10 protein-coding genes are annotated in these 15,293 nt (G+C 63.8%); 7 read left to right on the top strand and 3 right to left on the bottom strand.

Annotated features, from left to right (window positions below; all coding sequences use genetic code 11):
• Window positions 1-136: 136 nt before the first annotated feature.
• Window positions 137-724, bottom strand: coding sequence for an acyl-homoserine-lactone synthase (locus ACP7DD_RS01625; protein WP_426172936.1), 588 nt, complete (start codon window positions 722-724; stop codon window positions 137-139).
• Between the two features lie 144 nt (window positions 725-868).
• Between ACP7DD_RS01625 and ACP7DD_RS01620 the strand changes: the two genes are divergently transcribed.
• A complete protein-coding gene (locus ACP7DD_RS01620) occupies window positions 869-1,150 on the top strand; it encodes a helix-turn-helix domain-containing protein (protein ID WP_426172935.1) in 282 nt (93 codons plus the stop codon).
• On the opposite strand, the gene ACP7DD_RS01615 is transcribed toward ACP7DD_RS01620, so the two are convergent.
• A complete protein-coding gene (locus ACP7DD_RS01615; RefSeq protein WP_426172934.1) occupies window positions 1,125-1,862 on the bottom strand; it encodes an autoinducer binding domain-containing protein in 738 nt (245 codons plus the stop codon). The two genes, ACP7DD_RS01620 and ACP7DD_RS01615, sit on opposite strands and share 26 nt — an antisense overlap.
• 442 nt (window positions 1,863-2,304) lie before the next feature.
• Between ACP7DD_RS01615 and ACP7DD_RS01610 the strand changes: the two genes are divergently transcribed.
• From ACP7DD_RS01610 to ACP7DD_RS01600, 3 genes are read left to right on the top strand one after another with little or no spacing between them, the layout of a single operon-like run.
• Window positions 2,305-4,203: a putative bifunctional diguanylate cyclase/phosphodiesterase gene (locus ACP7DD_RS01610; RefSeq protein WP_426172933.1), complete on the top strand. Its 1,899-nt coding sequence runs from the start codon at window positions 2,305-2,307 to the stop codon at window positions 4,201-4,203.
• Entirely contained in the window at window positions 4,196-9,091 is a 4,896-nt protein-coding gene (locus tag ACP7DD_RS01605; protein WP_426172932.1) for a response regulator, read from the top strand. The genes ACP7DD_RS01610 and ACP7DD_RS01605 overlap by 8 nt, the downstream gene beginning before the upstream one ends.
• Window positions 9,079-9,930 carry a CheR family methyltransferase gene (locus ACP7DD_RS01600; RefSeq protein ID WP_426172931.1) on the top strand — a complete coding sequence of 284 codons (852 nt, stop codon included), beginning with the start codon at window positions 9,079-9,081 and terminating at the stop codon, window positions 9,928-9,930. The genes ACP7DD_RS01605 and ACP7DD_RS01600 overlap by 13 nt, the downstream gene beginning before the upstream one ends.
• Before the next feature lie 44 nt (window positions 9,931-9,974).
• Here the strand turns inward: ACP7DD_RS01600 and ACP7DD_RS01595 are convergent, their stop codons facing one another.
• Window positions 9,975-10,601, bottom strand: coding sequence for a glutathione S-transferase family protein (locus ACP7DD_RS01595; RefSeq protein WP_426172930.1), 627 nt, complete (start codon window positions 10,599-10,601; stop codon window positions 9,975-9,977).
• A 227-nt stretch (window positions 10,602-10,828) separates the two neighbouring features.
• On the opposite strand from ACP7DD_RS01595, the gene ACP7DD_RS01590 reads away from it, so the two are divergent.
• The 3 genes from ACP7DD_RS01590 to ACP7DD_RS01580 all read left to right on the top strand — a co-directional run bounded on the left by ACP7DD_RS01590 (window position 10,829) and on the right by ACP7DD_RS01580 (window position 15,292).
• Window positions 10,829-11,332: a hypothetical protein gene (locus ACP7DD_RS01590; RefSeq protein WP_426172929.1), complete on the top strand. Its 504-nt coding sequence runs from the start codon at window positions 10,829-10,831 to the stop codon at window positions 11,330-11,332.
• Window positions 11,333-11,369: 37 nt separating this feature from the next.
• A complete protein-coding gene (locus ACP7DD_RS01585) occupies window positions 11,370-12,515 on the top strand; it encodes a hypothetical protein (RefSeq protein WP_426172928.1) in 1,146 nt (381 codons plus the stop codon).
• Window positions 12,516-12,640: 125 nt separating this feature from the next.
• On the top strand, window positions 12,641-15,292 hold the full coding sequence (locus ACP7DD_RS01580; protein WP_426172927.1) for a M1 family metallopeptidase: 2,652 nt from the start codon (window positions 12,641-12,643) through the stop codon (window positions 15,290-15,292).
• The last annotated feature ends 1 nt before the right edge of the window (window position 15,293 follow it).

Here is a 15,293-nt window from a genome sequence, read left to right as displayed (position 1 = left end):
CATTTGCTCAGCAATTTTTTAGCGACGACGCGCGCACCGAACACTTGCCCTAGCAATCCGGTGCCTCACAACCCAGAGCGAACGGTGCTTTGCCGGCGAACCACCGCGCGCCGGCGCCAGTATCCTGATTTGCCCGCTACGAGTCGAGCCGCTGTCCGAACAGGGCTGCGTAGGTGGCATCGACATCGATATACAGCGCCACCGCCATTTCAATGCCGATCTGCACCGGCGGCCCCAGCCGTGTAACGGCAACGCCGGCGCGCCGCACCAACCGTTCCAGTGAGGTGGTGGTCACGGTAATGTAGCGCTCGATGCCATGGTCCCGTCCGTACAACACCATCTCGGAGAAAGATTCCAAGGTGATTTGCGACAGGCCGAAGCGGGAATCACAGTCTGTCTGGATGGCGAAACGAGAGAGCTCCCAAATGTGCTCGTTCTGGGGCGCTATTTCACCATGAAGCAGTTCCGGGAATGAATCCTTGAGCATGTAGGGCCCTTCGGTCGGCAACAGGCGCCAGCACCCGCGCAACGTGCCGCGGCCCGGCTCGCGAATCATCATGTACATCGGGTCGAGGGCGTCATAGCCGTCAATCTCCATTCCGCTCAGCACCGGGACCTCCCAGCCGAGACGGTCCTTGAACACTTTGGCGCGCAATGTATGCATTTCCCACAGATCAGGCGATTTAAAGTCTTTACGTGCTGCAATTTGTATGTGCATTGCCATTTCCGTGCCTCGCTTTCGTGTTGAAGTTATGCAACGTGCATGTAGAATCACGTAAATATGGAATTCGCATAACTAGCAGAAGTGATAGCTGGAAACGGGGTGCGGAAATGAAATACTGCGGATTTGTTTTGCGAGGGGATGAAAATGGACCAAGACTATAATTGCCGCCCGGCCGTCGCCAGCACACCAGTAGCGTATGCGGCCAACGACCCGGTCAGCCAGCCTCCACGGGTGCAGGCTCAGATCGGACTCCGCCAATTTCGCATCAGCAAGCGAGAAAGCCAGGCAACTTTCTGGGCGCGCTTCGGGGTCACGCAGTCGAGCGGCAGCCGGTTCGAAACCGGGCTTGGGGTGCCGCTCCCTGTCGCATTGCTCGTCAAGCTATACGTTACCGGCAAGCTTATCGATGGGGATCTTCTGGAGTAATGATGCCAAGCGCGATCGCCTTGACGATCGCCTGCTGGCGCGTACTGACATTGAACTTCTGGCGGATATTCGAGATGTGAAAATTGACGGTGGCTTCGGCACAATCGGTGATCCGCGAGATCTCCCACGACGATTTGCCTGCCATTACCCATTTGATCACTTCAAGCTCCCGCTTGGTCAGATGCGGCGCCGGCTCGGCGTGGTTGTGCGCCTTGACATAGGTCAGCGAGGACTCGAACGCGTAGTCACGCACCAGCGACAGGTCGGCCATGTAGTGCGTCAGGCGCTTGTGAAAATCATCGCCTGGCAGCGCATCCGTGGCAAAGCTGATCAGGCCGGCCTCACCGTTACATCCGTGCATCGGAAAAGTGATGCCCGAGCGGATACCGAAGTGGCTAGCATCCTCGTACAAGGCGCACTCGTCGCGTTGTGTAAAGGTTTCCGGCTCCCACACAAGTGGCGTGACGTGGCCCATCGAGTGGCGCACGGTTGGATCGACGTAGTGCAACTTGGACGAATCGTAGTGGAGGCGCCACTTTTCGGAGTAATTGCTATGCAAGAACGATGTTTCCAGGTTGGCGTGTTTGGATGGTAAGGCTGCGTACAACACCGAATCGAAACCGAGCCCTTCTGCAACGTCGAACAACGCTTTGCTCCAGGCTGACTCTGAAGTGCTGTCCATCAGTCTCATCAGTTGACTAAGTTCGACCATATTTGTCCCCTTGACGCCGCTGTTGCCGGCCGCAACCATGCACACCAATACCTACGATCGTAGTTGACTATTTACAATAAATCAACATTAAACTACTACCGATCCATACTTTGCTTGAACCCGGCGCTGCGGGCGGCGTGCCGCGCCGACCGCAAGGAATTCGCACCTGCTGCAACGCGTAGGTCGGCGGATTGTGGTAAACGCACAAACGCGCGGCGATGAGAAAACGGTGGATCATACCGGCTTGTACCGTGCGCCTAGGAAACACTTTTTCGGCTAATCTTTCGCCACCTCGCCTCCACGATTGCCAAAGTAGCAAATATTGCGAGCAATGTTGAAGCGCCGAGCTTATGCTTGACGTTGGAGCTGGCAAGCGTATCTTTCCACGCGTTAGTGAATTAACATGCTCTACCGAAAAATCCGATAACCGACCTGTCCCGACGTGCAGATCCCTAAAGTCCTACTAGCTAACGATGATCCGGCCAGCCTGTTCGCGCTGCAGAGCCTGCTGGACCAGCCGGCCCTCGACGGCGAATATGAGCTCATCACCGCCACGTCAGGCCACGAGGCGCTGCGCCAGGTACTGATGCACGAATTCGCCGTCATCCTGCTCGACGTGAACATGCCGGGCATGGATGGTTTTGAAACCGCCGACGCGATCCACTCGCATCCGCGCTCGGCGGCCGTGCCGATCATCTTCATTACCGCCCACTACGCCGACGAAATGCACCGCCTGCAGGCTTACCAGAAGGGCGCGGTCGACTACTTGTTTACCCCGGTGATCCCGCAGATCCTGCAAACCAAGGTCGCCGTGTTCGTTGCCCTGACCCGCAATAACCTCGAACTGGTGGCCAAGACCGACGAACTGTCGGCGCTGTACCAGGACCTGCGCGTGCAGCGCCTGCAGGACCTCGAACGCATCAACGCCGAACTCGAGCTCGAGGTGGCCGAGCGCAAGCTGGCCGAAACGCGCGCCCACGAGCTGTCGATTCGCGACGCCCTCACCGGCCTGGTCAACCGCCGCGCGCTGATCCAGCAGCTCGAACACGCGCTCGCCTACGCCGAGCGCCATCACAGCCAATTCGCCCTGCTGTTCCTCGACCTTGACCGCTTCAAGAGCATCAACGACCAGCTCGGCCACGAAGCCGGCGACGAACTGCTGCGCCAGTTCGCCGGGCGCCTGCAGGCCGCGGTGCGGGTGTCGGACGTGGTGGCGCGGCTCGGCGGCGACGAATTCGTCGTGCTGCTCGAGGGCGCCGGCGCCTCCGCCAACGCGGCGCGGGTGGCGCGCAAGATCGAGCAGGCCAACGCGCAGCCGTTCGAGATCGGCGGCCAGCCCATCTTCACCTCGTCGTCGATCGGCATCGGCCTGTATCCGCAGGACGGCGCCAGCGCCGCCATCGTGCTGCGCAATGCCGATACGGCGATGTACCACGCCAAGCAGCACCGCCGCGGCAGCATCGAATACTTCCGCGAAGAGCTCAACGCGCGCGAAGTCGAACACGCGCGCTGGGCGGCCGAGCTGCAGCGGGCGCTCGGCAACGGTGAACTGGCGCTGCATTACCAGCCGCACGCCGACGTGCGCACGCGCGCGTTGTCCGGCGTCGAGGCGCTGCTTTACTGGCGTCATCCGCGCGACGGCCTGCTGGCGGCGGCGCAGTTCCTGCACCGGGTGACCGACCGCAAGCTGCTCGACCAGGTCGGCGACTGGACCATCGGCGCGGCCTGCGCCCAGGCCGCGCTGTGGCACAAGGCCGGGCTGCCGGCGCTGGTCATGTCGGTCAACCTGGCGTCCATGCATGTTCATTCGACCCTGCCCGAACGGGTCGCCGCGCACCTGGCCAAATGCGGCATCGAGGCCGGACTGCTCGAACTGGAGATCGCCGAGCGCCTGCTGGTCGGCGCCGACGACGTCAAGCCGGCGCTCGACGCGGTGCGCGTGGCCGGCGTGCGCCTGGCTGTCGACGATTTCGGCAGCGCCGGCGCGTCCCTGACAATCTTGCGCGACCTGCCTTTCGACGCCCTCAAGATCGATGGCGCTTTCGTGCGCGACATCGGCGCCGAAGGCGGCGCCGACATGGTCGCGGCGATCATCCACCTGGCGCGCGCGCTTGGGCTGTCGGTGCGCGCGCTCGGCGTTGACAGCGAAGCGCAGCTCGAGGTGCTCGCCGCGCTCGGTTGCGACCAGTTCCAGGGCGCGCTGCTGGGCGAGCCGGCGCCGGCGCCGGCGATGTCCGCATTGCTGTTCGCACCACTACAGAACACCCCTATTCCACGAGCCGGAAGCACCATCCGGCCACCTTTTCCACTCCCGAAAAACGAGGATACTGTCGATGAATAACATGAGCGACTTCATTGAAGAGCTGGACGCGAAGCTGCTGCTGTCGACGCTGATGGCGTTAAAGAAGGGCGACTTCACCGCGCGCATGCCGTCCGACTGGACCGGCGTCGTCGGCAAGATCGCCGACACGCTTAACGAGATCATCGAAACGAAAGAGAAGATGGTCAAGGCGGTCACGGAAGTGTCGCGCGTGGTCGGCCGCGAAGGGCGCCTGACGCAGCGCGCGGCGGTGCCGAACGTGGCCGGCGGCTGGGGCACCATCATCAGTTCGGTCAACACCCTGATCGACGACCTGGTGCGCCCGACCACGGAAATGGCGCGCGTGATCGGCGCCGTGGCAAAAGGCGACCTGTCACAGACGATGGCGCTGGAGGTGGACGGCCATCCGCTCAAGGGCCAGTACCTGCGCGCGGCGACCACTGCCAACACTATGGTCGAACAGCTCTCCTCGTTCTCGTCGGAAGTGACGCGCGTGGCGCGCGAGGTCGGTACCGAAGGCAAGCTCGGCGGCCAGGCGCAGGTAAAAGGCGTGGCCGGCACCTGGAAGGACTTGACCGACTCGGTCAACTCGATGGCCGGCAACCTGACGTCGCAGGTGCGTAACATCGCCGAGGTGACGACCGCGGTGGCGAACGGCGACTTGTCGAAGAAAATTACCGTCGACGTGCGCGGCGAGATCCTGCAGCTGAAAGACACCATCAACGTGATGGTGGACCAGCTGCGCTCCTTCGCGTCCGAAGTGACGCGGGTGGCGCGCGAAGTCGGCACCGAGGGCAAGCTGGGCGGTCAGGCCTACGTGCCGGGCGTCGGCGGCACCTGGAAAGACTTGACCGATAACGTCAACTTCATGGCATCGAATCTGACCGGCCAGGTGCGTAACATCGCCACCGTGACGACCGCGGTGGCTAACGGCGACCTGTCGAAGAAGATCACGGTGGACGTCAAGGGCGAGATTCTCGAACTGAAAAACACGATTAACGTGATGGTCGACCAGCTGTCCTCGTTCTCCTCCGAAGTCACGCGGGTGGCGCGCGAGGTCGGTACCGAAGGAAAACTGGGCGGCCAGGCGCAGGTGAAGGGCGTGGCCGGCACCTGGAAGGACTTGACCGACTCGGTCAACTCGATGGCCGGTAACCTGACCGGCCAGGTGCGAAACATCGCCGACGTGACGACCGCGGTGGCGAACGGCGACTTGTCGAAAAAGATCACGGTCGACGTCAAGGGCGAGATCCTGGAACTGAAAAACACCATCAACGTGATGGTCGACCAATTGAACTCGTTCGCATCCGAAGTAACCCGCGTGGCGCGCGAAGTCGGTACCGAAGGAAAGCTCGGCGGCCAGGCGAACGTGCCGGGCGTCGCCGGAACCTGGAAAGACTTGACCGACGGCGTGAACTCGATGGCGGGTAACCTGACCGGCCAGGTGCGAAACATCGCCGACGTGACCACCGCGGTAGCCAACGGCGACCTGTCGAAGAAGATCACGGTGGACGTCAAGGGCGAGATTCTCGAGCTGAAAAACACGATTAACGTGATGGTGGACCAGCTGTCCTCGTTCGCGTCGGAAGTGACGCGCGTGGCGCGCGAGGTCGGTACTGAAGGCAAGCTGGGCGGCCAGGCGTACGTGCCGGGCGTCGGCGGCACCTGGAAGGACTTGACCGATAACGTCAACTTCATGGCGTCGAACCTGACCGGCCAGGTGCGAAACATCGCGGCGGTGACGACGGCGGTGGCGCGCGGCGACTTGTCGAAGAAAATCACGGTGGACGTCAAGGGCGAGATCCTGGAACTGAAAGACACCATCAACGTGATGGTCGACCAGCTCTCCTCGTTCGCGTCGGAAGTGACGCGGGTGGCGCGCGAGGTGGGTACCGAAGGAAAGCTGGGCGGGCAGGCAAACGTGTCCGGCGTGGCCGGCACCTGGAAGGACTTGACCGAGAACGTCAACCAGCTGGCGGCGAACCTGACCAACCAGATGCGCGCCATTGGTGAAGTGGCGACGGCGGTGACGCGCGGCGACCTGTCCCGTTCGATCCAGGTGGAGGCGCGCGGCGAGGTGTCCTACCTGAAGGACAACATCAACGAGATGATCCGCAACCTGAAGGAAACGACGCAGAAGAACGCGCAGCAGGATTGGCTCAAGACCAACCTGGCGCGCTTTACCCGCCTGCTGCAGGGCCAGCGCGACTTGCAGGCAGTGACGAAGCTGATCCTGTCCGAGCTGGCGCCGCTGGTGTCGGCCCACCACGGCGTGTTCTACATGATGGACTCGCAGGAGATCGACGCGCGCCTGCGCATGATCGCCAGCTATGGCTACCGCTCCAGCCGCAAGCTGGCCACCTCTTTCCTGCCGGGCGAAGGCCTGGTCGGCCAGTGCGCCGTCGAGAAGACCCGCATCTGGCTCACCGACGTGCCGCGCGATTACATCGTCGTGTCGTCGGGCCTGGGGGCGGCGCCGCCGACCAACATCGTCGTACTGCCGATCCTGTTCGAGCAGCAGGTCAAGGCGGTCATCGAGATCGCATCGCTCGACCGCTTTACCGAAACGCACTTGTCCTTCCTCGACCAGCTGATGGAGTCGATCGGCGTGGTGCTCAACACGATCGAGGCGAACAGCCGTACCGAGTCGCTGCTGACGCAATCCCAGTCTCTCGCCCAGGAGCTGCAGCAGACCAACCAGGAACTGGCCGAAAAGGCGCGCCTGCTGTCCGAGCAGAACATCGAGGTGGAACGAAAGAACCGCGAGGTCGAACAGGCCAAGCTGGCGCTGGAGGAAAAGGCGACCCAGCTGGCGCTGTCGTCGAAGTACAAGTCAGAGTTCCTCGCAAATATGTCGCACGAGCTGCGGACACCCCTCAATAGCCTGCTGATCCTGGCGCAGCAGCTGTCCGATAACCCGGAAGGTAACCTGTCGGGCAAGCAGGTCGAATTCGCCAAGACCATCCACGGCTGCGGTTCCGACTTGCTGACCCTGATTAACGACATTCTCGACCTGTCGAAGATCGAGTCCGGCACCGTCACGCTGGACGTGTCCGAGTACCGCTTTTCGAACCTGCGCAACTACGTCGACCGCACCTTCCGCCACATGGCCGAAGCGAAGCATCTCGGCTTCACGGTCGAACTGGCCGACGCCCTGCCGACCGCGGTGATGACCGATACAACGCGATTGCAGCAGGTGCTGAAAAACCTGCTGTCGAACGCGTTCAAGTTCACCAGCCATGGCCAGGTCGCGCTGCAGATTTCGCTCGTTACCAGCGGCTGGACATCGGACCACCCGAACCTGGTGCACGCCGATGCGGTGCTGGCGTTCTCTGTCAACGATACCGGCGTGGGCATCGCCTCCGACAAGCTGCAGCTGATCTTTGAAGCGTTCCAGCAGGCCGACGGCTCCACCGCCCGCAAGTACGGCGGCACCGGCCTTGGCCTGTCGATTTCGCGCGAACTGGCGCGCCTGCTGGGGGGCGAGATTCGGGTCGAATCGGTGGTCAACTCCGGTTCCACGTTCACCCTGTTCCTGCCGTACAACCGCGCCGGCTTCATCAACTACGACCAGGCGCGCCAGCCGCAGCCTGCGCGCATGGCGCCGCCGGCCCAGGTGGTGTACGCCAACACGCTGCAACTCGAGAACGAAGTCACGCCGCTGACGATGTCCGGTGGCGCCATGGTGCAGTTGGTCGAATACGGCACGCTCGACGACCGCGGCCTGATCGCCCCAGGCGATCCGTCGGTGCTGATCGTCGAGGACGACGCCGCCTTCGCCGGCATCGTGCTCGAATTCGCGCGCGAGAAAAACTTCAAGGGCATCGTCACCCACCTGGGCGACTCGGTGCTGTCGATGGCGCGCGACTATCTGCCGTCGGCGATCCTGCTCGACCTCGACCTGCCCGACATCGACGGCTTCACGGTGCTCGACCGCCTCAAGCGCGACCCGAGCACACGCCACATTCCGGTGCATGTGATGTCGAGCATGCGCGAACGCGAACGCGCACTGCGCCAGGGCGCGATCTCGTACATCAACAAGCCGGTCGACCGCGAAGCGCTGCAGGAGGAATTCACCCGCATCCAGAAATTCCTGATGGGCGGCAAACGCAGCCTGCTGGTGGTAGACGACGAGAAAATGCAGCGCGATTCGATCGTCTCGCTGATCGGCGACTCCGACCTGCGCATCGTCGCGGTCGAAAACGGCGCCGACGCGCTCGAGGCGCTGCGGACGTCGCACTTCGACTGCATGGTGCTGGACCTGACCTTGCCCGACATCAGCGGTTTCGACCTGCTCGACGTGATCGGCAAGGAGCCGAACCTGCGCGACCTGCCGATCGTGATCTACACCGCCAAGGAATTGTCGCGCAAGGAAGTGACGAAGCTGAAGCGCTACGCCAAGACCATCGTCATCAAGGATGCGCGCTCGCCCGAGCGCCTGCTCGACGAAACGGCGCTGTTCCTGCACCGTTCGCACGCGTCGCTGCCCGAACTGCAGCGCCGCATGCTCGAAGAAATCCATGCCGCCGACGGCGGCCTGGCCGGACGCAAGGTTCTGATTGTCGACGATGACCTGCGCAACATCTTCGCCCTTTCCTCGCTGCTCGAGCGCCAGCAGATGCAGGTGTCGTTCGCCGAAAACGGCCGCGACGGCATCGAGGTGCTGGAGAAGGATCCGACCATCGAGATCGTCCTGATGGACATCATGATGCCGGAAATGGACGGCTACGACACGATGCGCGCGATCCGGCGTATTCCGAAATTCAAGTCGCTGCCGATCATCACCCTCACCGCAAAAGCGATGAAGGGAGACCGCGACAAGTGTATCGCCGCCGGCGCTTCCGACTACATCACCAAGCCGGTCGACGTGGCGCAGCTGCTGTCGCTGATGCGCGTGTGGCTGCATTGACCGGCTTCCTGACAATGGAAGGTGGGCTGGCGACCGAAGAACTTGAAATCGAGCTGCTGCTCGAAGCGCTGTTTCAGCGTTTCGGCTACGACTTCAGGTCCTACGACCGTCCGACGCTGCGGCGCAAGCTGCACCAGGTGATGCAGGCGCGGGCACTGAACACCGTCTCGTCGCTGCAGGAGCGCGTGCTGCACGACCCCGGCGCCGGCGCGGCGCTGTTGCGCGCGCTGTCGGTGGAGCCGGCGACGTTGTTCGACGATCCGGAGCAGGCGCGCCAACTGCGCATCGTGCTGGCAGCGAGCCTGCGCGCGTCGGCGGTGCCGAAGGTGTGGCTGGCCGAATGCGCCGGGCCGGAGCAGGCGTGGTCGCTGGCGATCCTGCTCGCTGAGGAGCAGCTGCACCTGCGCACCGAAATCTACGCCACTGTCGCCAACGAGGAGATACTGGCTGCGGCCAGCCTGGCCAGTTTTCCGGCCGAGCGCATGGAACGGTACCAGGAGAGTTATTTCAGGAGCGGCGGAACGGCGCAGCTGGCCGAATATTTCGACATCCAGGACGGCCGCGCGACCTTGCTGGCATCGCTGCGCAGCCGCATCACGTGGGCCCAGTACAACCTGGTGACCGATGCGTCGTTCAACGAATTCCAGCTGATCATCTGCCAGCGCGCCTTGCGTGATTTCGGGCCGATGCTGCGCCAGCGCGTGATCGGGCTGTTCCACGACAGCCTGTCGCTGTTCGGCGTACTTGGGCTGGACCGCGAGATCCCGGACGGCGACGAGCTGGCCGCCAGCTACCAGGGTGTTTTCCCGCACCAGCACTGGTACAAGCGCATCGGGTAAGCCGCGTCCTGGGTCTGACGGGGACGCCGAGTCCCGGCAAATGGTCAGACCCTGGTGGCCGCCGACGGCCGCGCGGCGATGCGGTCGCGCCATTCCTGCAAGTTGTTCATCCCCTCCGCGCCCGGCCTGAACTTCATCAGTGCGCGCGCGAATTCGAGCGCGCAAAACGCGGTGATGTCGGCCACCGTGAAGCGCTGCCCCGCTACATAAGGTTGACGCGCCAGTTCGCTGTCGAGCCAGCGCGCGGCCTCGCGCATCTTCTCGCCTTGCGATGCGCCGAACTCGGCAAACTGCGGCTGCTCGAGCACCGCCAGGCCAGCATGCGTATGCCGTACGCAGTTGGCGATGCCGGCGAACAGATGCAGCTCGACGCGACGGTCGGCCATCTCGATGAAGGCGCGTTCCTCGAAGCCCTCGCCCATCAGGTTCGGCTCCGGGTGCATCCCCTCGATGTAGGTACAGATCGCCCGCGTCTCGCACAGCACGCGGCCGTCGTCCAATTCCAGCGCCGGCACCCGCGCCAGCGGGTTCTTGGCGACAAACGCAGCGCGGCGATGCTCGCCGGCGTTGAGGTCAATCATGACGTTTTCGATGCCGCCGATGCCCTTCTCGGCAATGAACATGGTGACGCGGCGCGGATTCGGCGCGAAGGTGCTGATGTACAGTTTCATGCGTTCTCCAGGATGGGATTCGGGCGTTGCCAAAGCCGGCGAAGGCCTCGCTGCCCGATCATAGCCGCAATCGGCGCCTGCTGTTGTTTCGCTCACAGCGCGCTTGACAACCGATGGCGACGGCGCGCAGCATTAACGAAGGCGCCGCGCCGTGCACCAACGATGCGCCTATCATTTCGAACGGGTTTCTCATTTATCTTCCCAAGCGCGAGCGATAAGGATATAGCATGCATAGCACACTGTTCTTGCATTCGCTTGCCTTCGCTTTGTGCCTGGCGGTGCCCGCTGCCGCGGAAGGCGCCGTTCGGCTGGCGGCGTTCCAGGCTTATTCGTTCAGCAGTAAAACAGGCTCGCTGTCGGCCGACATGCTGGCAAGAGGGGCGCCGGAATTGGGCAATGTCCCGAGCGGTGAATTCGCTTCGGTGTCCACTTTCATCACCGTCAAGGTTGATGTGGGCCGCATGGCCGCGGTTCCTCAACGCGTACAAATCCGCTTGCTGGCAACGGAAAGCGGCGCCACGCAGTTTTCGTCGAATCGTACCAGGGCGCGCGATCGCGTCATCTTGAACAGCACCTCCGCGTTAGGCCCCGCGAATACCGAAGGCATGAGCTACGTGGGTTTCTGGCTTCCCCATACCGGATGCCGAACGATCACTCTGAAAGCTTCATTGATGGGCGTGAAGGATGCGCCGACCCTGTCCGAAATCTTACCGTTCACCTGCTACGAATAAAAAGTCTGGGATTTACTCTCTTTGAAGGAGGTTCACCATGCAAACGATTCGCGCCTCGGTCGGCGATAGCGGTACCAACGCGGCCAGCGATGTCGCGCTGCTGCAGGCAATCCTGTTAAAAACGGCGCGGCGGCCCACGCCTGCGGCGCCTTACCTGTCGTCCTGTGACGGCATCTGCGGCCCCATCACCAAGGGGGCGATCCGCGCTTTTCAAGCGGACCATGAATTGGCGCCGCCCAATCCGGCCGTGGCGGCAGGGCTGGTCAGGCCTGGCGACGCCACCTGGACCAAGCTGCTCGAAAATGTTGACCGCGATTTTTCAGATATGCGGGTGCTGGGCACGACTGTGTACGTCGCGGCGCCGAACGCCCAACTGCAGAGGAACATCGCCGCCGCCAATGCGGATACGTTCACTGCCGGCTTCCGCGTCAAGGTCATCGCTTGCATCAACCGCATGCACGCTCTGCACAGCATCGCCATCAATGTCTGTCCGAAGGGCGACCGGCGTGATTTTCAGACGCAGTATGAGCTGCTCGCGAGCGGCCGCGGCGTGACCAATGCAGGCCCGGGCGAGAGCAACCACAATTTCGGCATGGCGGTCGATCTTGGCTTTGCCGGCTTGCGCTGGCTGAACCGCGATGGCGGCGTCATCGAAAACGAGACCTCGTGGCTGCATCGCCTCGATGCCCATCGCTGCGATCAGGCGATGCTGTTCTGGGAAGCGCTGCGTGCGGTCGGCACCAGCGGCGAGGTGGGCGCATTCCGCGGCCCGGTCGCGGATCGTCCGCACCTGCAGAATTGGGACGATTCGGGTGTCGTCATGGCCGCGAGGCTGGCCGATTTGCTGACGCGCTCCGGCACCATGCGCTGGAGCGGCACGCGCGGCTCGTATGCCACCGACCTTGGACTCGGCGGCGCGCTGATCCCGATCGGCACCGCCGCGCAGATCTGGAATCGTCAGGCGGCCGTCACCGTCGAGGTGCTCACGCGTGCGCGCGAGCTGGGGGTGGCGAGCCAGGAAGTACGCAGCCAGGGGTTCGATCCCCAGCCGCAAAATCAGCCGCACGGCGCTCATGGCGCCGCACGCCCGGCCACCCCGACGGACGTTCTCGCCATGCAGCAGGCGTTGCGCCACGAGTTCGAGCTGGCCGATGCAAACTGGCAGAACTGGACTGCGCGCTAGCGCCGCCAGATTCGGCGTATCAGCGCGCGGGACGCCGCGCGTTGACAGAGTGCCGCTTTCGCTTTAGATTGCCTGATCACCCTCGTCGCGCGGTTCGTCACGCCGCGTCATTACAAAAGGTTTTCATGCATCGCACCCTGATTTCAGCAGCCGTACTCGCCCTGGCGGGCCTGGCAATCCAACCGGTCATGGCCGCACCGGCCGCCGCACCCGCCGCGCAAGCGACCACCCAGCTGCCGCGCAGTGCGCGCCCTGCACATTACGATGTGTCGATCACGCCCGACGCGGCGCGCTCCACCTTCGAAGCCAAGGTCACCATCACGCTCGACGTGCTGACGCCGACCGACTCGATCACGCTTAACGCCGCCGACCTGGCGTTCCGCCGCGTCACGTTGGCCGCCGGCGCCGGCGGCGCCCCGATGACGGCGACGACCAGCGTCGACGCCGACGCGCAGACGGCCACCTTCCGCTTCGCCAGGCCGATCGCGCCGGGCCGCTACCGCCTCGCGCTCGACTACACGGGCCTGATCGGCCAGCAAGCGGTTGGATTGTTCTCGCTCGATTACGACAGCGCCGACGGCAAGAAGCGCGCGCTCTACACGCAGTTCGAGAACTCGGACGCGCGGCGCATGATTCCTTCCTGGGACGAGCCGGCCTACAAGGCGAGTTTCACGCTGGAAGCGGCGATCCCCGCCGGCCAGATGGCGGTCAGTAATATGCCGGTGGCGAAAACGACGGCGCTGGCCGACGGTCGCAGCCTGGTCAGGTTCGCCCAGACGCCGAAGATGTCGACCTACCTGCTGTTCTTCGGACTGGGCGAATTCGACCGCGTGACGACGAAAGTGGACGGCACCGAACTGGGCGTGGTCACGCCGAAAGGCCGCGCCGCGCAAGCCGCGTTCGCACTCGACGCGTCCAAGTCGCTGCTGGTCGAGTACAACCGCTACTTCGGCGTGCACTACCCGCTGCCCAAACTGGACAACATCGCCGCGCCCGGCCGCAGCCAGTTCTTCAGCGCGATGGAAAACTGGGGTGCGATCTTCACGTTCGAATACGCCATCCTGCTCGACCCGGCGATTTCGACGCAGGGCGACAAGCAGATCGTGTTCGTCACCGCCGCCCACGAGATGGCGCACCAGTGGTTCGGCAACCTGGTGACGATGCAGTGGTGGGACGACCTGTGGCTCAACGAGGGCTTCGCCTCGTGGATGGAAAGCCGCATGTCGGAGCGCCTGCATCCGGAATGGAATACCAGGCTCAATGCGGTCGGCGTGCGCGAGCAGGCGATGGAACGCGATTCGGTCGCCACCACCCACCCGGTCGTGCAGCACGTGGAGACGGTCGAACAGGCCAGCCAGGCGTTCGACGACATCACTTACCTGAAAGGCGAGTCGGTGATCCGCATGATGGAGAACTACGTCGGCGAGCAGGCCTGGCGCAACGGCGTGCGCGCGTACATGCGCGAACACGCCTACAAGAACACGGTGTCGGGCGACCTGTGGCGCCAGGTCGAACGGGCCGCCGGCAAGCCGGTCATCGCGATCGCCCACGACTTCACGCTGCAGCCGGGCGTGCCGCTGATCCGCGTGGCGAGCGCCGACTGCGTCGGCAGCAGCACGCGCGTCGAACTGACCCAGTCCGAATTTAGCCGCGACCTGCCCGACAAGAAGCCGCTGCGCTGGCGCGTGCCGGTGACGCTGCAGGCGGCCGGCACCAGCCGCCAGGTGCGCACGCTGGTCTCGAACGGCAAGGCGAGCGTCAGCGTGCCTGGCTGCGGCGCGGTCATCGTCAACGCCGGCCAGAGCGGCTACTATCGTACGCTGTACGCGCCGAAGCATTTCGGCGCGCTCGCCGCCGGTTTTGGCAGCTTGGCGCCGATCGATCAAATGGGCCTGCTGGCCGACAGCTGGTCGCTCGGCCTGGCAGGGCTGCAGCCGGCGTCCGACTTCCTCGCGCTGGCCAACGCCGCCACCCTCGGCGCCGATCCCCAGGTGTGGGGCAAGGTCGCCGACGTATTCCGCACCATCCACGATCATTACGCCGGCGAGCGCCAGCGCCAGCAGCGTTTCGACACGTATGCGCTCGGGCGCCTGGCGCCGGTCATGAAGCAAGTAGGCTGGGATGCCCGCGCCGGCGAAAACGCCACCGTCGCCACCTTGCGCACGGGGCTGATCCAGACGCTCAGCGAACTTGGCGACGCCGCCACGATCGCCGAGGCACGCCGGCGCTACGCGGCGCAGGCTTCCGACCCGCAGGCATTGCCGGCCGCGCTGCGCAAGACCGTGCTGGTGGTGGTGGCAACGCGTGCCGACAGCGCCGCGTGGGAAGAGCTGCACCGCGCCGCGAAGGCCGAGAAGTCGCCGATGATCAAGGACAGCCTGTACGAGCTGCTCGCCGCGCCCGCCGACCCGGTGCTGGCGCGGCGAGCGATGGACCTGGCGATGACGGACGAACCTGGCGTGACCAACAGCGCGGCGATGCTGGCGCAGGTATCGCAGCGCCATCCTGACCTGGCGTTCGACTTTGCGCTGGCGAACATCGCCAAGGTGAACGAGCGGGTCGACGCGACGTCGCGCAGCCGCTTTTTCCCGCGCCTGGCGGCCGGCTCGTCCAACCCGGCGACCATCGCAAAGCTTGAGGCCTATGCGGGCGCCAATCTCGCCGCCGGTTCAAGGCGCGACGCCGACACCGCGATTGCCGACATTCGAGACCGCGTCAAGGTACGCGCTGAACGCCTGCCCGCGATCGACGCGTGGGTATCGGCCAATGCGAAGTAGC

Origin of the sequence: Massilia sp. TWR1-2-2 (genome assembly GCF_049897565.1) — a bacterium.
Taxonomy (GTDB): domain Bacteria; phylum Pseudomonadota; class Gammaproteobacteria; order Burkholderiales; family Burkholderiaceae_D; genus JAFCUW01.
This window is presented reverse-complemented; position numbering and strand designations above follow the sequence as displayed.